At 58.2% G+C, this 16,827-nt stretch carries 16 protein-coding genes; 13 read left to right on the top strand and 3 right to left on the bottom strand.

Annotated features, from left to right (window positions below; genetic code table 11):
* Positions 1-137 precede the first annotated feature (137 nt).
* The 7 genes from K5Y32_RS19670 to K5Y32_RS19700 all read left to right on the top strand — a co-directional run bounded on the left by K5Y32_RS19670 (position 138) and on the right by K5Y32_RS19700 (position 5,358).
* Positions 138-989, top strand: a complete 852-nt coding sequence (locus K5Y32_RS19670) for a MurR/RpiR family transcriptional regulator (protein WP_192236472.1) — start codon at positions 138-140, stop codon at positions 987-989.
* Between the two features lie 262 nt (positions 990-1,251).
* Positions 1,252-2,088, top strand: a complete 837-nt coding sequence (locus K5Y32_RS19675; RefSeq protein ID WP_137386385.1) for a transporter substrate-binding domain-containing protein — start codon at positions 1,252-1,254, stop codon at positions 2,086-2,088.
* Between the two features lie 2 nt (positions 2,089-2,090).
* Positions 2,091-2,723, top strand: a complete 633-nt coding sequence (locus tag K5Y32_RS19680; protein WP_101762022.1) for a DUF1989 domain-containing protein — start codon at positions 2,091-2,093, stop codon at positions 2,721-2,723.
* Positions 2,707-3,354, top strand: a complete 648-nt coding sequence (locus tag K5Y32_RS19685; protein ID WP_101761968.1) for an urea carboxylase-associated family protein — start codon at positions 2,707-2,709, stop codon at positions 3,352-3,354. The genes K5Y32_RS19680 and K5Y32_RS19685 overlap by 17 nt, the downstream gene beginning before the upstream one ends.
* A gap of 3 nt (positions 3,355-3,357) precedes the next feature.
* Positions 3,358-4,008 (top strand): amino acid ABC transporter permease, encoded by a 651-nt coding sequence (locus tag K5Y32_RS19690; protein WP_192412037.1) that lies wholly within the window; start codon positions 3,358-3,360, stop codon positions 4,006-4,008.
* Positions 4,008-4,673 (top strand): amino acid ABC transporter permease, encoded by a 666-nt coding sequence (locus tag K5Y32_RS19695; RefSeq protein WP_222185537.1) that lies wholly within the window; start codon positions 4,008-4,010, stop codon positions 4,671-4,673. Before K5Y32_RS19690 ends, K5Y32_RS19695 begins: the two co-directional genes overlap by 1 nt.
* A gap of 13 nt (positions 4,674-4,686) precedes the next feature.
* Positions 4,687-5,358 (top strand): DUF1989 domain-containing protein, encoded by a 672-nt coding sequence (locus K5Y32_RS19700; protein ID WP_222185538.1) that lies wholly within the window; start codon positions 4,687-4,689, stop codon positions 5,356-5,358.
* A gap of 158 nt (positions 5,359-5,516) precedes the next feature.
* Here the strand turns inward: K5Y32_RS19700 and K5Y32_RS19705 are convergent, their stop codons facing one another.
* Positions 5,517-6,143 carry a hypothetical protein gene (locus K5Y32_RS19705; RefSeq protein ID WP_101761972.1) on the bottom strand — a complete coding sequence of 209 codons (627 nt, stop codon included), beginning with the start codon at positions 6,141-6,143 and terminating at the stop codon, positions 5,517-5,519.
* Between the two features lie 362 nt (positions 6,144-6,505).
* Between K5Y32_RS19705 and K5Y32_RS19710 the strand changes: the two genes are divergently transcribed.
* Positions 6,506-7,669: an MFS transporter gene (locus tag K5Y32_RS19710; RefSeq protein ID WP_101761973.1), complete on the top strand. Its 1,164-nt coding sequence runs from the start codon at positions 6,506-6,508 to the stop codon at positions 7,667-7,669.
* Here the strand turns inward: K5Y32_RS19710 and K5Y32_RS19715 are convergent.
* The gene (locus K5Y32_RS19715) at positions 7,666-8,586 is read right to left on the bottom strand and encodes a LysR family transcriptional regulator (protein WP_222185539.1); all 921 of its coding nucleotides are present in this window, start codon (positions 8,584-8,586) and stop codon (positions 7,666-7,668) included. The genes K5Y32_RS19710 and K5Y32_RS19715 overlap by 4 nt on opposite strands.
* A gap of 110 nt (positions 8,587-8,696) precedes the next feature.
* Here K5Y32_RS19715 and lysA point away from each other — a divergent pair, with 110 nt between their 5' ends.
* Both lysA and K5Y32_RS19725 read left to right on the top strand, forming a co-directional pair.
* Complete coding sequence (gene lysA / locus K5Y32_RS19720) at positions 8,697-9,950, top strand: diaminopimelate decarboxylase (RefSeq protein ID WP_222185540.1); 1,254 nt, start codon at positions 8,697-8,699, stop codon at positions 9,948-9,950.
* Positions 9,950-10,399, top strand: coding sequence for a GNAT family N-acetyltransferase (locus tag K5Y32_RS19725; protein ID WP_222185541.1), 450 nt, complete (start codon positions 9,950-9,952; stop codon positions 10,397-10,399). The genes lysA and K5Y32_RS19725 overlap by 1 nt, the downstream gene beginning before the upstream one ends.
* A 151-nt stretch (positions 10,400-10,550) precedes the next feature.
* On the opposite strand, the gene galR is transcribed toward K5Y32_RS19725, so the two are convergent.
* The gene (gene galR / locus K5Y32_RS19730; RefSeq protein WP_036649453.1) at positions 10,551-11,552 is read right to left on the bottom strand and encodes an HTH-type transcriptional regulator GalR; all 1,002 of its coding nucleotides are present in this window, start codon (positions 11,550-11,552) and stop codon (positions 10,551-10,553) included.
* Between the two features lie 196 nt (positions 11,553-11,748).
* Here galR and K5Y32_RS19735 point away from each other — a divergent pair, with 196 nt between their 5' ends.
* The 3 genes from K5Y32_RS19735 to K5Y32_RS19745 all read left to right on the top strand — a co-directional run bounded on the left by K5Y32_RS19735 (position 11,749) and on the right by K5Y32_RS19745 (position 16,608).
* The gene (locus K5Y32_RS19735; RefSeq protein WP_222185542.1) at positions 11,749-14,010 is read left to right on the top strand and encodes a molybdopterin-dependent oxidoreductase; all 2,262 of its coding nucleotides are present in this window, start codon (positions 11,749-11,751) and stop codon (positions 14,008-14,010) included.
* Between the two features lie 273 nt (positions 14,011-14,283).
* Complete coding sequence (locus tag K5Y32_RS19740) at positions 14,284-16,014, top strand: penicillin-binding transpeptidase domain-containing protein (protein WP_222185543.1); 1,731 nt, start codon at positions 14,284-14,286, stop codon at positions 16,012-16,014.
* Between the two features lie 405 nt (positions 16,015-16,419).
* On the top strand, positions 16,420-16,608 hold the full coding sequence (locus K5Y32_RS19745; protein ID WP_061719884.1) for a hypothetical protein: 189 nt from the start codon (positions 16,420-16,422) through the stop codon (positions 16,606-16,608).
* The last annotated feature ends 219 nt before the right edge of the window (positions 16,609-16,827 follow it).

The raw sequence follows: 16,827 nt of genomic DNA on the forward strand, positions 1-16,827 counted from the left end.
GGGAGGACCGAGGAGGGGGACAGCAAGCACGGACCGAGTAGCGATTCAGCCAGCACATTCCCTCCCAACACAAAATTCCTGATGACAACCCGGCACGCTCTGTGCAGGATGGTTTTTTTCTTTTTCAGGGAATCACCATGAGTGCAAAAGCGGCAACGTTAGAGGGCCGGATTCGTCAGCACTGGGATCAACTCTCCAGCCACGAGCAGCGACTTGCCGATGTGCTACTCGCCGCACCAGGCCAGTTAGCCATGAACACCGCCACCGAGCTGGCACACAGCGCGGGCGTGTCCAAAGCCACCACCACGCGCTTCTTCCGCCATCTTGGCTATGAAAGTTATGAAGCCGCACGTCGCCAGGCGCGTGACATGCAGAGCAGCGGTTCACCGCTCTATCTGCAACCGGCACCTAGCGCGTCGCCGCTGGCGAGCATCATGCAGCAGCATCTGGAAAGAGAGATCGCCAACCTGGTCAACAGCTATCGCACGCTGGACAGCGAACAGCTGCAGCAGGCGGTCAGCGCCATCAGCCAGGCGCGACGCGTGGTGGTCATGGGTTGGCGCCACAGCCAAACCATCGCGCATCTGATCTATCGAGACCTGATCCATATTCACTCCGATGTGCGTCTGCTGCCGCGTCCCGGCGATTCGCTGGCGGAACATATAGCGGCGTTGACCGCCGAGGATGTGGTGATCTGCGTCGGTCTGCGTCGTCGCATGCCCGCGCTGGAGGCGGCGATGAACGCGCTGGCCGAGCGCAATGTGCCGATGTTGTATATCGCCGACGTGCTTTCCGGCAAACCGGCGCGCCATGCGCAGTGGGTAATCCGCTGTCACACCGACAGCAGCCTGATTTTCGACAGCACCGCCGCGCTCTCTGGCGTGTGTAATCTGCTCTGTTCACTGGTGGCCCGGCAAATGGGTAAAGCCAGCAACGATCATCTCGCGCAAATCGAAGCGCTGCACCAATCCCTGGACGAACTGGAATAATGCGCCTTGCTGGCGCATTGTGCGCCAGAAAAATCACCAAAACGGTGCAATTCTGTCCAGTGCCCACCCATCCAATTATCCCCGTCTTACCGTGTGTGAAATCGTAGAAATTAAAAATAAAAATTAAGAAACAGGCGTTTCCATTTGATTATACTAAATAAAATCTGGTTTTTATCAGTTGCCCCTGCATGATAGTGAAAAATCTGGCACAAAATATGCTCAGTAGAAAATGACATTTCACCAACACCAGGGAAACACCATAATGAAAAAAACAGCACTGCTGATTGCCGCACTTCTCTCTGTCGGCACCATGGCGCAGGCACAAGCCGATACGCTGGCCGACATCAAAAGCAGCGGCAAAATTACCGTCGGTATAGATCCAACCTTTCCTCCCTACGAATACACCGATGACAAAGGTGAGATCACCGGTTACAGCGTGGCGATCATGCAATCCTTTGCCAACGATCTCGGTGTGAAACTGGAGTTTCAGAAAACCGCCTTCAGCGGCATTCTGCCGGGCCTGATTTCGGGCTCTTTCAATGCCGAAGGTTCATCCCTCAACGTCACGGCGGAACGCGCGAAAAAAGTGCTGTTTACCGTGCCGTACAGCAAAACCGTCAACGGCGTGCTGGTGCGTGAAGCCGAAGCGAAAACCTTCAGCGGCAAAGCCCTGAGTCCGGAAAGCTTGTCGGGTCTGCGCGGTGCGGTGAAAACCGCCAGCGTGCCAGAGCAGCTGTTGAAGGGCTTCAACGAACAGTTGAAGAAGGAGGGTAAAAAACCGATCACCATCATCAATGTCGATTCACTCGATCAAACCGTCAGCACGCTGATGACCAAACGCGCCGACTTCGTTTATGACGACATCTCGGTACTGGCGCCGGTAGCAAAAAAATATGCCGGCAAAGTGGCGCAGGTGGGCGAAGTCGGCCCGTCGCAGTGGATGGGTTGGGCGACTCGCAAAGAAGATGGCAGCCTGAACAAAGCCATTAGCGACCATATCCTGGCGATGCAGAAAGATGGCGAACTGACCAAACTGCAGCAGCAATATCTCGGCACCACCTTTACCGTGCCCGCCAGCGACTTCATTCCGCAGGAGTAATTATGTGCCAGTCCAACCTGACGGTGCCTGCCGGCTTTGGCAAAACCTTCCGCGTGCGCAAGGGCCAGTTTATTACCGTGATTGATAGCGAAGGGCAGCAGGCGGCCGATTTTGTCGCGGTGAACGCCGATGACCTGAACGAGAAGCTGTCGCCGGTGCACACGCGTCAGCAGCTGCGCTCGCTGTTCTTTAAGCCGGGTGACGCGTTGTGGTCGAGTGAAAACCGCCCGATGCTGCGCATTCTTGCCGACAGCATCGGCATCCACGATGCCAACGTACCGGCCTGCGATCGCACCCGTTTCAGCATTGATTTCGGTGTCGAAGGGCATCGCAACTGCGTGGATAACCTGCTGGAGGGGATGAAGGCGTTTGGCGTTACCTACTTCTCGCTGCCGGAACCGTTCAACCTGTTCCAGAACGGCCCGGTCACCGCCGATGGCCGCATGGAAGTGACCGATCCCAACAGCAAAGCGGGCGATAGCATCACCTTTGAAGCGCTGTGCGATCTGATCTGCGCGGTCTCATCCTGCCCGCAGGACATTATTCCCGGCAACGGCCTGCAGGTGACGCCAATCGACATCGTGGTCAGCGACCATTTTCACGCTCAGGAGATGAATCATGCTGTTAATGCGTGAAAGTTATCAGGAAACCGCCGTGCGCACGCTGGCTGAACCGGTGCAGGTTGCAGCGGGCAGCATCGGTTCGATTCGCGTGCTGCGTGGCCAGTTACTGCGCATCACCGCCCAGGGCGACGGCGCGGTGGCTTCGCTGTTTGGCTTTAGCCTGGCCGATCCCGCCGTGTGGCTGTCGGTGCATCACACGCGGGTGTTTAGCAACAGCTACCTGCTCGGTTCCGGCATGCGTCTGGTGAACAACCGTCGTCGTCCGATGATGGTGCTGGGCAAAGACAGCGTGAAGCGTCACGACCTGCTGTTGCCGGCCTCCACCACGGCGTTTCTCGCTGAGCGCGGTTATCCGGACGAAGGTTGCCTCGATGCGCTGCGCGGCGAGCTGGCGCGTCTGGGCATGGTGGTGCCGAAGCTGCCGGATCCCATCAATCTGTTTATGCACGTCAAGCTGACGCGAGAAGGCGAGATTCTGCCGGAAACCAACCTGACCCAAGCTGGCGACAGCATTACCTGTCGCGTGGTGATGGACACGCAGTTCATCGTCTCCGCCTGTAACACCGGCATTGAGGGCAACGATCGTCCCGCGCCGCTGCTGCTGTCGGTGGCGGAAAACCTGCACGACTTTAACGCGGAGTAACGCATGGGGCTGGATCAACAGGTAGTGGCCGCGCTGCCGGAACTCGGACACGGCCTGCTGATGACGCTGGTGCTCACCGTGCTGGCGTCATTAGTCAGCGTGGTGATGGGGCAGCTCGGCTGCTTCCTGCAGCTGCGTCGTGCCTGGATCTGGCGCGCCATCGGGCGTTGCTATGTCAGCGTGATGCGCGGAACGCCAGCGATTGTGCAACTGTTTGTGGTGTTTTTCACCTTGCCGCGGCTGGGATTGGGCGGTCAGCCGATGCTGGCGGCGGTGATTGCCATTGGCCTCAACAGCGGCGCGTACGTGGCGGAAATCCTGCGCGTGAATCGCAGCCTGGTGACGCGCGGACAGCTGGAAGCGTCGCGCACGCTGGGTCTGAGCCGCTTGCTGACGTGGTGGTACGTCATCAATCCACAGGTGATGCGCGCCAGTCTGCCGATGCTGGTGAATGAGTTCACCATTCTGCTGAAAACCACGCCGCTGGCGTCGGTGGTGGCGCTGACCGAACTGACCTACGCCGGACAGATCGTCATCGCCCGCACCTACGAAGCCACGCAGGTGCTGCTGCTGGTGGCGGCCGGTTATCTGCTGATCGCCATGCCGTTAATTGCGGCGGCGCGCCGTTTAGAAGCGAAACGGAGGTTGGCGTAATGGATTGGCAGGCAATTATCACCTCTTTGCCGTCGCTCGGTGACGGCCTGCTCGCCACCTTACAGCTCTGTCTGGTGGCGGCGCTCTGCTCGCTGCTGTGGGGCGCGCTGCTGGCCGTATTGCTGATGCGCGCATCGCGGTTCTGGTTACGGTTGCTCAATCTTTACAGCGGCTTAACCCTTGCACTGCCGCTGCTGGTGGTGATCTATCTGCTCTATTTTGTGCTGCCGGAATATGACATCACGCTGTCATCGCCGGTGGTGGGCGTGCTGGCATTGACGCTCTATTACGCGCCTTACATTGCGCAGGTGATCCGCTCCGCCATTGATGCGCTGCCAAAAGGGCAGTGGGAAGCGTGCCGCGTGCTCGGCCTGAGCCGCAGCGAACAACTGCGCGACGTGGTGCTGCCGCAAACGCTGCCGCAGATGCTGTCGCCGCTGGTCGGGCTAATGATCGGTTTGATTAAAGACTCCGCGCTGCTGTCGATTGTCTCGGTGCAGGAATTTATGTACGCCGCCAAACAGGCGATTTCGGATACCTACGCGCCGCTGGAGATCTATCTTACGGTGGCGCTCTGTTACTGGCTGCTCAACAGCGTCATCGACTGGCTGGCGCGCGGCCTTGAATCTCGCATGACGCGCTATCGTCGTGCCATGCAGCATTAATCAGGAGAACAACATGTCGGTTGAATTTCAGCATCGTGAAGCGATAACCATCCCGGCGCGCTACGGTAAAGCGGTGCGGCTGAAGCAAGGTGAAGCGGTGCAGGTGATTAACCTGCACGGCACCCAGGTGGTGGATTGCTGGGCGTACAACGCTGAGGATGTGTGTGAATATATGTGTATGGAGGCGACGCGCGTGTGGAATCAGCGTCTCAATCCCAAAGTGGGCGACAGCTTTATCACCAGCCAGCGCCATCCGATTTTGACGCTGGTGGCGGATACCTCGCCAGGCGTGCACGACACCTTTATGGCGGCCTGCGATGCGCGTCGTTATGAGCTGCTCGGCTGCACCGAACCGCATCGCAACTGCCATGACAATCTGTTTGAAGGCATGCGTGAGCTGGGCGTGACGCTGCCGCATGGCAATCTGGCCTCGTTTAATATCTTTATGAATATTCAGGTGCAGCCGGATGGCATCACGCTGAAGACGCTGCCGGTGGTGACGAAGCCGGGCGACTATATTGTGCTGCGCGCCGAGATGGACTGTTTTGTGGCGTTTTCCGCCTGTCCGCAGGATATCGTCAGCATTCAGGGGCAGGGCGACAACACCCCGCGCGATGCCGAACTGCGTATTCTGACCAGCGGTTTCCCGCAGGTGCAGTTGCAGGGGGCGTGGGTTCCGGCTTGATGGTGCACGCTGTCCCTGTGCACGCTGTCCCCCATCCCGGCCTTCCCCCATGAATGGGGGAAGGAGACGCTGCCACATGCAGCTCCCAACTATCATATTGCAGCATCTTCCTCCCCCATTTATGGGGGAGGACCGAGGAGGGGGACAGCCAGCACGATCTAAGACTTCACCACCCCATCCAGCCACGCCTGAAACCGGGCGTACGGCACATACAGCGCCACATTCTTAAACAGCGTTTTGCCGCTTTTATTGTCATCAATCTGGCTGCTGTAACCGACAATCACCCCCGCCAGCGTATCATCGCTGGCGTTATACACCGCGCCGCCGGACATGCCTTTCACCACGCCGGCATTGGCCGCCACCACCACACAGCTGGCTTTGTTCCAGTCATTCGCCAGCGTGGTATTGATCAGATTCTTGCCGCTTGACGCTACCGGCATCGCGGAAATAAAGCTGTAGCCATACAGATTCACGTCGTCGCCGATATGGCTATTGCGGAACGGCGGCGGCAAATTGGCTTCGCTGTTTTTATGGTACACCACGGCGATATCGCATTCGGGATGCCAGGCTTTCACCCGATAGAGTGAATACTTCGCCACGTGGGCCGCCGTCAGGCTGTATTCGGGCGTGAGAGGAATGGTGGTGCCAAGCGCACCAATGCCCAGCACCGTTGGAATGCCGGTGACGGTCATATCGACGCGTTTTGCTGCTTCTTTGCTGTATTCGTAATGCCCAACAGAGCAGCCGCTTAGGCAGCCAACCGTTAGCGCGATGAGCCATCGCATACGCTTTCCCCTCGATTTTTGACACCCCATAACCGGGCAATCCATTGAGGTATCGGCAGTGCACGTCCATCCTTTACTGTTTGATTTTGCGCCAAAAGCTGACTCACTGTGATAACGATCACATCCTTCTCAAGCGTAGCGCGGAAACCTCCATCTGTCTCAATTGTTAGTCAGTGACATTTTCGCGCGCAGGGATTATTGCTACAGGCGCAAAATAGTCTTGCGGCGCGCAGGGTGGTTGGCATGGAAGGGCTATGCTTTAATAACAATGTGACGCAGTTCAAATTTTAATAAGCGTCTGTTGTCACCGTACTGCGTTCGCAGTGCGGCCCGCCTGCAAAAAATTATTGGGAGAGTGTGTTATGCCTGTTGCATTACTGGCGCTGGCGCTGAGTGCGTTCGCCATCGGCACCACGGAATTCGTCATTATGGGATTGCTGCCCGAGGTGGCGGGCGATCTGCAAGTGACCATTCCTTCTGCGGGATGGCTGATCAGCGGCTACGCGCTGGGCGTTGCTATTGGCGCGCCGATCATGGCGTTGCTGACCGCCAAACTGCCGCGTAAACGTACTCTGATTCTGCTGATGATCATCTTCATCATCGGTAACGTGCTCTGTGCATTGGCCTACACCTACAACCTGCTGATGCTGGCGCGTGTGGTGACGGCGCTGTGTCACGGTGCGTTCTTCGGCATCGGTGCAGTGGTGGCGGCGAGCCTGGTCGCACCAGGTAAACAAGCTTCTGCCGTGGCGCTGATGTTCACCGGTTTGACGCTGGCCAACGTGCTCGGCGTGCCGCTCGGCACCTGGTTTGGTCAGATGTTTGGCTGGCGCGCCACCTTCTGGGGCGTGGCGATCATCGGCATCTTCGCCTTTATCGCGCTGATGGTGAGCCTGCCGACCAACAAAGAAGAGAAGCCGGTGCATCTGGCAAGTGAAATCAGCGCGCTGGCCAACGGCAAACTGTGGCTGTCGCTGCTGATGACGGTATTCTTTGCGGCGGCGATGTTTGCGCTGTTTAGCTACATTGCCCCGCTGCTGTTGCAGGTGACCGGTATCTCGGATCGAGGTGTTAGCTGGACGCTGTTCCTGATTGGCGCGGGTCTGACCGTCGGCAACATCCTCGGCGGCAAGCTGGCCGACTGGAAAGTGTCGTTCAGCCTGATCCTCAGCTTTGTGCTGATTGCAGTGTTCTCGCTGCTGTTCAGCTGGACCAGCCATGCGCTGTGGCTGGCGGAAATCACGCTGTTCCTGTGGGCGATGGCGACCTTCGCCACCGTGCCGGGCTTGCAGATTAACGTGGTGCGCCACGGCAAAGATGCGCCGAATCTGGTCTCTACGCTGAATATCTCCGCCTTCAACGTCGGCAATGCGCTCGGCGCGTGGGTCGGTGGCGCGGTGATCGAGAAAGGGTACGGCCTGACGTCGGTGCCGGTTGCCGCTGCTGCGCTGGCCGCGGTCGGATTGGTGATCTGCCTGATCACCTTCCGCAAAGCGGGCGGGCAGGGCGAAGCGGTCAACGCTTAAGCCAGCCGCTCGGCAATACGTTGTGGAAACGCCGCCACGTGCCGTTGCAGGTGGTCGCAGAAGTGATCGACCAGCGCCGAAGCCGGTCGATGCTGCGGCCGCACCAGACTCACGATGAAGGGCACGGCAATACTGAAGCGACGCATTACCACACCGCTGCCGGCGTAATCCAGCGCCGTCAGCGGATTCACAATCGAAATCCCCACGCCCGCGCGCACCATCGCGCACACTGACGCCGCGCTGTGCGTCTCCAGCACCAGACGACGCTCCACATTCTGCTCATGAAACAGGGAATCCAGCAGCTGGCGATAGCTATCGCTGCGCGACAGGCTGACGTAGTTTTCACCATGGAAATCCTGCGGCGTCAGCACCTCGCGCTGACACAGCGGATGCTGTGGCGGCAGCACGCACACTTCGTCACAGGTCAGCAGCGGCAAGCGTTCGGTGCCCGCCGGTGCGTGTTGGGTTTCGGTCAGGCCGAGATCGTAACGCTGTGCCGACAGCCACTCTTCCAGCAGCGGCGACTCCTGCGGAATGATATTCAGGCTAACCTGCGGATAGCGCTGAAGAAAGGGCTGCAGCAGCGGCGGCAACAGCGACTGCGAAAACACGGGCAGGCAGGCGATCGACAATTCACCCTGACGAAACTGACGCAATCCTTCGGCGGCATCCATGATGCGATCTAGCCCGTACCACGAGCGCTGCACCTCTTCGTACAGCCGCAAGCCTTGTACCGTGGGCTGCAGGCGGCCGCGCACCCGTTCGAACAGCTGCAGGCCGAGCTGCTGCTCAAGGCGCGCCAGTTCGCGGCTCACCGTAGGCTGCGAAGTGTGCAGCAGCGTCGCGGCCTGCGTCAGGTTGCCGCTGGTCATCACCGCGTGAAAAATTTCGATATGTCGCCAGTTAATTTTTGCCATTGTCTCCTCCAGATAACCCATATCATATTTGTATAGACGTCGCTAAAACAGATATTTTTCTGAATTGATGCGCTGTGGCTAAATAGCCTCAATGACACAGGAGAATTGACATGCCACGCCCACTCAACAACACCGAAACCGCGTTAACTGCCGCCAACTTACTGCCGCTGGCGCAGCGTTATGCCGGCCCATTCTGGGCTTATGATGCGGCGATTATTCAGCAGCGCATTGCGCAGCTCGGCGCCTTCGACGTGGTGCGTTTTGCGCAAAAAGCCTGCTCCAACATCCACATTTTGCGTCTGATGCGTGCGGCGGGTGTCAAAGTCGATTCGGTGTCGCTGGGTGAAATCGAGCGTGCTATTGCCGCCGGTTATCAGCCGGGCGGCGAAGATATCGTCTTCACCGCCGATGTGTTTGATCAGCCAACCCTGACGCGTATCGCCGAGCTGAAAGTGCCGGTCAATGCCGGTTCGGTGGATATGCTGCATCAACTGGGCGAGCTGTCACCGGGCCACGCGGTGTGGCTGCGCATCAATCCGGGTTTTGGTCACGGTCACAGCCAGAAAACCAACACCGGCGGTGAGAACAGTAAACACGGCATCTGGCACAGCGATCTGCCGCTGGCGCTGGCGGCGATTCAGCAGCACGGCCTGCGTCTGGTCGGCCTGCATATGCACATCGGTTCCGGCGTGGATTATGGCCATCTGCAGCAGGTGTGTGACGCGATGGTCGATCAGGTGGTGGCATTTGGGCAGGATTTGGAAGCGATTTCTGCCGGTGGCGGTTTGTCGATTCCGTATCGTTTTGACGAAGAAGCCATTGATACCCAGCACTATTACGGCTTGTGGAACGGCGCGCGTGAGCGTATCGCTGCGCATCTCGGTCATCCGGTGAAACTGGAGATTGAGCCAGGCCGTTTCCTGGTTGCTGAATCGGGCGTGCTGGTGTCACAGGTACGCGCGGTAAAAGAGATGGGCATCCGTCACTTTGTGCTGGTCGATGCCGGTTTTAGCGATTTGATGCGTCCGTCAATGTACGGCAGCTATCACCACATTTCTCTGCTGCCGGTCGATGGCCGCGCGCTGGGCGACGCCACCGTGGAGAGCGTAGTGGCCGGTCCGCTGTGTGAATCGGGCGACGTGTTCACGCAACTGGAAGGCGGCAAAGTGGAAACCCGTGCGCTGCCTGTGGCGCAGGTCGGCGATTATCTGGTGTTCCACGATACCGGCGCGTATGGCGCATCGATGTCGTCGAACTACAACAGCCGCCCGCTGATTCCGGAAGTGCTGTTCGAGAATGGCGCAGTGCGTGAAATTCGTCGTGCGCAGACCATTCAGGAGCTGCTGGCGCTGGAGCTGATCTGATGAAGATCGTCGCGCTCAGCGAGGTGCCGCATCATGCTACGCAGATCACCGATTGGCTGTGGCAGGCGTTTGGCGACGGCACGTCGCGTGAGTTTTACCACAGCATTGTGCGCAGCAGCCTCAACGGCGCCGACTTTCCGGTGACCTTTGTGGCGCTCGACGGCGATATACCGCTCGGTACGGTGGGATTCTGGCGCTGCGATTTGATCAGCCGTCAGGATCTCACGCCGTGGGTGGCGGCGCTGTTTGTTGAGGAGTCCGCGCGCGGCAAGGGATTGAGCAAAGCGCTGCAGCAGCATGTGGTCGATTTCGCGCAGCAGCGCGGTCATGACAAGCTGTGGTTATGGTCCACCTTTGGCGGCTATTACGAACGTTTTGGCTGGCAGTATCAATGCGACGCGCTGGAGTTCCCGGATGTGCGGGTGAAGGTGTATTCGCGGGATTTGTGATGGGTGCGCGTTGTCCCTCATCCCAGCCTTCTCCCGCAAGCGGGAGAAGGAGCCGCCCGAGCAAGCTGTAAATCCGAGGTTCACTCCACCTAATCATTCCCTCTCCCGCTTGCGGGAGAGGGTTAGGGTGAGGGAAAGCGCGCACCAGGATTTAACCCGGCCCACTCACCGAATGCCGTCTTACCAGCGTGGGGCTAAACATATTGGTCACTTCCGGCATCTCGCTGCCATTGGCTAACGCCAGCGCCAGTTGCGCCGCCTGTTGCGCCATCGTGACTATCGGATAACGCACCGTCGTCAAACGCGGACGCACATAGCGCGACACCAGCACATCATCGAAGCCAATCAGCGACATCTCTTCCGGCACGCGAATGCCGTTATCACTCAGCACCGCCAGCGCACCGGCGGCCATCGAATCGTTGTAACAGGCCACCGCCGTGAACTGCTTGCCGCGTCCCATCAATTCGGTCATCGCCTGTTCGCCGCCCACTTCGTCCGGTTCGCCCCACGCCACCAAACGGTCATTACACGGCAAACCGTGCTCTTTCAGCGCGTCGTAATAGCCTTGCAGACGATCTTCGGCATCGGAAATGGTGTGCGTGGAGCAGATAAAGGCGATTTGCGTATGGCCTTGCTGAATCAGATGACGCGTTGCCAGCCAGGCGCCGTAGCGGTCATCCAGCGCGATGCAGCGATGTTCAAAGCCTTTCAGCAGGCGATTCAGCAGCACCATGCCCGGCACCTGCTTCATCAGCATCTCTAAATCGTCGTCGGGGATTTTCTTAGCGTGTACCACTAAGGCGGCGCAGCGATGGCGCATCAGTTGCTCAATCGCCTGACGCTCTTTTTGCTCATTGTGGTAACCGTTACCAATCAGCAAAAAGTTGCCGGTCTGGCCCGCAACTTCATCCACCGCTTTGACCATCGCGCCAAAAAACGGATCGGAAACATCGCCCACCACTAAACCCAGGGTTTCGGTGGATTGCTGCGCCAGGGCGCGTGCGTTGGCGTTCGGGTGATACTGCAACTGCTCCATTGCCGCCGTAACGGCGAGGCGAGAACTCTCGCTGGCTTTGGGCGAATTATTGATGACGCGGGAGACGGTCGCAACCGACACCCCAGCCATTCGGGCAACATCCTTAATGGTAGCCATGCGATTATCGACATCCGGGAAAACGTTTACACATGCCACCAGTGTTACGGAAAACCCACCCTGTAGCAACCCGGCAGAATGCCAGCGCTGTCGCAAAAGCACGGAAAATCAGGCGCTCACAGCCGCGCTTTAGCTCGGTTACAGGCTCATGTTATGCTGCCAGACACAATTACACCTGCCTGCCGGACCTAAAACCATGAAAACTCGCGTGCCGCACCTGGCGCACTGGGGCGCATTCACTGCCGTCACCGAAAACGATCGCCTGATTGGCTGTGAACCCTTCTTCGCCGATGCCGATCCCTCGCCGATGCTCAACACCATTCCTGAACTGGTCTATTCGGATAAGCGTATTCGCCAGCCGATGGTGCGCCGTTCATGGTTGAAGTCGCGCGAAAACAGCGATCGCACCTTGCGCGGTCGGGAAGATTTCGTGGCGGTGGATTGGGATACCGCGCTGGATCTGGTGGCGGAAGAGAATCGCCGCGTGCGCGATCGCTACGGCGCATCGGGCATTTTCAACGGCTCTTACGGCTGGTCATCGGCGGGACGCGTCAACCACGCGCGCACGCTGATTCGCCGTTTCTATTTTCAGGGCGGCGGCGGTGTCGACCAGCAAGGTAACTACAGTTGGGGCGCGGCGCAGTTTTTCCTGCCGTACGTGATTGGCACCTACATGCCGCTCACCGGTCGCGTCACCGATTGGCCGGAAGTGGTGCAGCACGCCGACATCTTTATCGCCTTCGGCGGCCTGGCGCTGAAAAACGCGCAGGTCGCATCCGGCGGCGCGGGGCAGCACAGCCTGAAACCGGCGCTGGAGCAGCTCAGCGCCAACGGCACGCCAATCATCAACATCAGCCCGATGCGCGATGACTGCCCGGCGTTCGTCAATGCCGAGTGGATTCCGATTCGCCCGAACACCGACGTAGCGCTGATGCTGGCGCTGGGTTTTGAAATCACCCGACGTAACGCGCTGGATGAAAGCTTCCTCGCCAGCCACTGCACCGGCTGGCCGCAGCTGCGCGGCTATCTGCTCGGTGAAAGCGATGGCATCGCTAAAACGCCTGAGTGGGCCAGCAGCATTACCGGCATTCCGGCGGCGCGCATTGCTTTGCTGGCGCAGCAGCTGATCGGCAAACGCAGCTTTATTACCTGCTCCTATTCGGTACAGCGCGCCCATCGCGGCGAGCAGCCGTACTGGATGATGATTGCGTTGTCATCAATGCTCGGTCAGCCGGGCTTGCCGGGCGGCGGATTCTCCTTTGGTCATGGCTCGATGAACAGCGTCGGCAATCCGCGTCAGGATGGCCCGGCACCCATGATGAGCACCGGCCCGAATCCGGGCAATTTGTCGATTCCAGTGGCGCGCATCAGCGACATGCTGCTCAATCCCGGCCAGCCGTACGCATTCCAGGGCGAAACGCAGCACTATCCGGATATCCATTTGGTGCACTGGGCAGGCGGCAATCCGTTCCATCATCATCAGCAGCTCAATCGTCTGGTGGAAGGCTGGCAGCGCCCGGATACCGTGATTGTGCAGGATATCGTCTGGACGCCGGCGGCGCAGATGGCGGATATCGTGTTGCCCGCCACTACCACGCTGGAGCGTAACGACATCGGCGGATCGTCGCGCGATCGCTTCGTGCTGGCGATGCATCAGGCAATCAAGCCGCAGCATCAGGCGCGCAATGATTTCGACATCTTCGCTGATATCGCCGATCGCCTCGGCTATCGTGATGTGTTCACTGAAGGGCGCAATGAGATGCAGTGGATCGAGCATCTGTATCAGCAGTGCGCGGTAGCGCATGCGCGGCGTGATATTCCGTTCCCGGAGTTCGGGGAATTCTGGGAGCGCGGTTTTGTCGAGATTCCCGAAGGCGGCAAGCCGTTCGTGTTTATGGATGATTTCCGCGCTAACCCAGAAACGCATCCAATTCAAACCGCCAGCGGCAAGATTGAGCTGTTCTGCCAAACTATTGCCGATTATCAGCTGGAGAATTTCGCCGGACATCCCGAGTGGCGCGAGCCGCAAGAGTGGCTGGGCGCGCCGCTCAGTTCACAGTTCCCGCTGCATATGATCTCGATTCAGCCATCCGATCGTCTGCACAGCCAGATGGATGCCACCGACACGGTGCAAGCCAACAAAACCGCCGGACATGAGACGCTGTATATGCATCCGCAGAATGCGGCAACGCGTGATATTCAGGATGGCGATGAGATTGAGGTGAGCAATGCGCGCGGGCGCATGCTGGCCGGGGTGCGCCTGACCGACGGCTTAACGCCGGGCGTGGTGATCATCGCCACCGGCGCCTGGTTCGATCCTGGATTTGGTCGCGCCTGGCAGCCGTGGGATCGCGCCGGCAACCCGAATGTCCTGACATTGGATATCGGCACCTCGTCGTTAACGCAGGGCCCTAACGCCATGAGTTGCCTGGTGGAAATCAAAAAACATCTGATGTGAATGGGCAACGAATAATCTCATCGCTGGTTACATTTTGCCGGTAACTGTTGCGTTTAGGCGATGGTTTCCCAGCGTGCCGCCTTGCTACAGTCAGGGTCCCAGAGGTATTGATGGGTGAACATCAAAAAGTTTTCTTGATTACACCGACCTGCGCAGATGCGCAGGTTTTTTTTTGCTTAACGAATCGAAACACAGTTTTCCTGTCAACTCGCTTTACGTTTCTTTATAACTGCAAGCAATAAGCTTCAGATTCACTTACAGCAGCGGATTGCCATGCCTCCTATTAAAAAATTTCTGGGAAAAGACCAGATAAAAGCGCCCTTTAACCCGTTTCGTTTTCGCCTGATCTGCCTTGGCGTGTTCTGCTGTCTGGTGCTGTTGCTGATTTGCGTCGGTGACCTGCAGTTGATCAAGCATCCAATGCTGGAGCACGAAGCCGATCAGCGCTCGCTGCGTACCGTGACGCTGCCGACCAACCGCGGCACCTTGCTGGATCGCGACGGCCAGGCGTTAGCGCTGAGCGTTCCGGCGCGTGACATCATCGCCGACCCAATGCGCGTGCTGGAGGGGAATCCCGATTTCACCAGCGCCAAATGGGCTTATCTGGCGGCCGCGCTCAATCAGCGTCCGGAAGATCTGCGCGCGGCCATCACCGCCAACCCGAAAAAACGCTTCCTCTATCTGGGCCGCAAAATCGAACTCGGCATCGCCAAAGATATCGCCGAGCTGAAACTGAAAGGTATCAGCTCGGTGTATAACGACAGCCGCTTCTATCCAATGAGTGAAGCAGCTGCGCCGCTGATTGGCATTGTAGGGGCCGACAGCAACGGCCTGAACGGCATCGAGAAGGGCTTCGACCATGTGCTGCAGGGCGATCCGGGCAAAGAAGTTTATCGTCAGGATGGTGAAGGCAACATCATTGCGATGATCGATTACCAGCCGCCACAACAGCCGCCAACCGTGCAGCTCAGCATCGACAAGTTCGACCAATTCACGCTCTACAGCAAACTGCGCGACGGTGTGCTGCTGAACAAAGCGGATTCGGGTGCGGCGGTATTGGTGAAAATCGATACCGGCGAAATTCTGGCGATGGCCTCTTATCCGTCGTTCAACCCGAACAACTATGAAAATGCCACGCCGGCGCAGATGCGTAACTCGGCGATCAACGACAGTTACGAACCCGGCTCCACGGTGAAACCGCTGGTGGTGATGGAAGGGCTGGAGCGCCATCTGGTGCGCGCCGATTCGGTGATCGATACCACGCCTTACAGCGTCAACGGCCACTTAATTCGCGACGTTGGTCACTGGCCGCGCCTCACTATGACCGGCATTTTGCAGAAATCGAGTGACATCGGCGTCTCGCACATTGCGCTGGCGATGCCGGCTGAAGCGCTGGTTAATACCTATCAGGCGTTTGGCTTGGGTAAACCTACCGGGCTGGGATTGACCGGTGAGAGCGTGGGTTACTTCCCGCTGCACCGCGAGCGCTGGGCTGATATCGAACGCGCCACCTTTGCCTTTGGCTACGGCCTGCGCGTCACGCCGCTGCAGATTGCGCGTGAATACGCCACGCTCGGTTCGTACGGCGTTTATCGTCCACTGTCGATCACCAAAGTGACGCCGCCGGTGTTAGGCAAACAGGTGGCGAACCCGCAGGTGGTGCAAACCGTGGTGCATATGCTGGAGAGCGACGTACTGCCGGGCGGCACCGGGGTGAGAGCGGCGGTGCCGGGTTATCGTCTGGCGACCAAAACCGGTACCGCAGAGAAGATGGGCACCAGCGGTAAGTACGATGGCGGTTATATCAACTACACCGCCGGCATCGCGCCTGCCAGCCATCCGGAAGTGGCGCTGGTGGTAATGATCAACCATCCCACCGCGGGCGATCACTTTGGTGGCTCGGTGGCAGCACCGATCTTCGGCAACATCATGGGCCCGGTACTCAAGCACATGAACGTGGCACCCGATGCGATCTACAGTAAACCTGCTTCAGACAAATCTTAGTTAAATCAAAAGTGTAAGTGAGGTGTGGAGAATATTCACACCTCGTTTCACTTCCCCAAACACCGTTGCTTTTTGCACCTGTCTTTCACCGACTCAACGGTGCGAGTATGGAGATCCCAGAGGTATTGATGGGTGTGAAACAAGCTGCTTTGGCAGTACCCTGTTATTACACCGACCCACGCAGATGCGTGGGTTTTTTTTGCCTGTAATTTACTGCCGTGCGAACTCGCTCACACCTCTTGTCTGAGTCTTAACACTTCCCCGGCAACATAAAAATATCGGGTTGTGTAACCTGTAGGTAACGCACCGCGATGTCGCATTCCATGGCGGTTCGCTAGCCCCTTACGGTGTTGGTAGCGCTTTAAGGGGCGATTTTTTATTGCGACTCGTTGAGGCCAACCCGCGATGCCAAAAACCAAAGACCGCACGCCAAAAGGCGAGGGCCGTTCTTCGGCGTTTCAGTTACGTATTCACCCGGAGCTGCACGAGCAGCTGCGCAGTGTGACCGACGACGACAACGTTACGCTGTCGTGCTGGTTAAAAGAGCTGGCGCGCCGCGAGCTGCGCCGCCGCGGCATTGAACCCAAAGGTTAACCCCGTAGGGTCGTCATTCATGACGACCTTGCCAATGGCCGCACTTTGCAGCCTTCGGAACGGTCACCATGAATGGCGACCCTACGGTGCGATATGCACGGACGTAGTCCCCATCAAAAACCCGCAAAACGCTAAAAATACCAACCCTTTATGGCACGAAAGGTTTACCATTTTCCTTTGGAAAATATATTTTACGCAACCTTAACAACCCCGCTTAAC

It is taken from the genome of Pantoea sp. DY-15 (genome assembly GCF_019795935.1).
GTDB classification, from domain to species: Bacteria; Pseudomonadota; Gammaproteobacteria; order Enterobacterales; family Enterobacteriaceae; genus Pantoea; species Pantoea leporis.

Coding starts and splice junctions, on each gene's coding strand:
- K5Y32_RS19680 (WP_101762022.1), top strand. CDS start 2,091: ATGTGCCAGTCCAACCTGACGGTGCCTGCCGGCTTTGGCAAAACCTTC.
- K5Y32_RS19710 (WP_101761973.1), top strand. CDS start 6,506: ATGCCTGTTGCATTACTGGCGCTGGCGCTGAGTGCGTTCGCCATCGGC.
- K5Y32_RS19705 (WP_101761972.1), bottom strand. CDS start 6,143: ATGCGATGGCTCATCGCGCTAACGGTTGGCTGCCTAAGCGGCTGCTCT.
- K5Y32_RS19715 (WP_222185539.1), bottom strand. CDS start 8,586: ATGGCAAAAATTAACTGGCGACATATCGAAATTTTTCACGCGGTGATG.
- lysA (WP_222185540.1), top strand. CDS start 8,697: ATGCCACGCCCACTCAACAACACCGAAACCGCGTTAACTGCCGCCAAC.
- K5Y32_RS19725 (WP_222185541.1), top strand. CDS start 9,950: ATGAAGATCGTCGCGCTCAGCGAGGTGCCGCATCATGCTACGCAGATC.
- K5Y32_RS19700 (WP_222185538.1), top strand. CDS start 4,687: ATGTCGGTTGAATTTCAGCATCGTGAAGCGATAACCATCCCGGCGCGC.
- K5Y32_RS19690 (WP_192412037.1), top strand. CDS start 3,358: ATGGGGCTGGATCAACAGGTAGTGGCCGCGCTGCCGGAACTCGGACAC.
- galR (WP_036649453.1), bottom strand. CDS start 11,552: ATGGCTACCATTAAGGATGTTGCCCGAATGGCTGGGGTGTCGGTTGCG.
- K5Y32_RS19695 (WP_222185537.1), top strand. CDS start 4,008: ATGGATTGGCAGGCAATTATCACCTCTTTGCCGTCGCTCGGTGACGGC.
- K5Y32_RS19745 (WP_061719884.1), top strand. CDS start 16,420: ATGCCAAAAACCAAAGACCGCACGCCAAAAGGCGAGGGCCGTTCTTCG.
- K5Y32_RS19735 (WP_222185542.1), top strand. CDS start 11,749: ATGAAAACTCGCGTGCCGCACCTGGCGCACTGGGGCGCATTCACTGCC.
- K5Y32_RS19685 (WP_101761968.1), top strand. CDS start 2,707: ATGCTGTTAATGCGTGAAAGTTATCAGGAAACCGCCGTGCGCACGCTG.
- K5Y32_RS19740 (WP_222185543.1), top strand. CDS start 14,284: ATGCCTCCTATTAAAAAATTTCTGGGAAAAGACCAGATAAAAGCGCCC.
- K5Y32_RS19670 (WP_192236472.1), top strand. CDS start 138: ATGAGTGCAAAAGCGGCAACGTTAGAGGGCCGGATTCGTCAGCACTGG.
- K5Y32_RS19675 (WP_137386385.1), top strand. CDS start 1,252: ATGAAAAAAACAGCACTGCTGATTGCCGCACTTCTCTCTGTCGGCACC.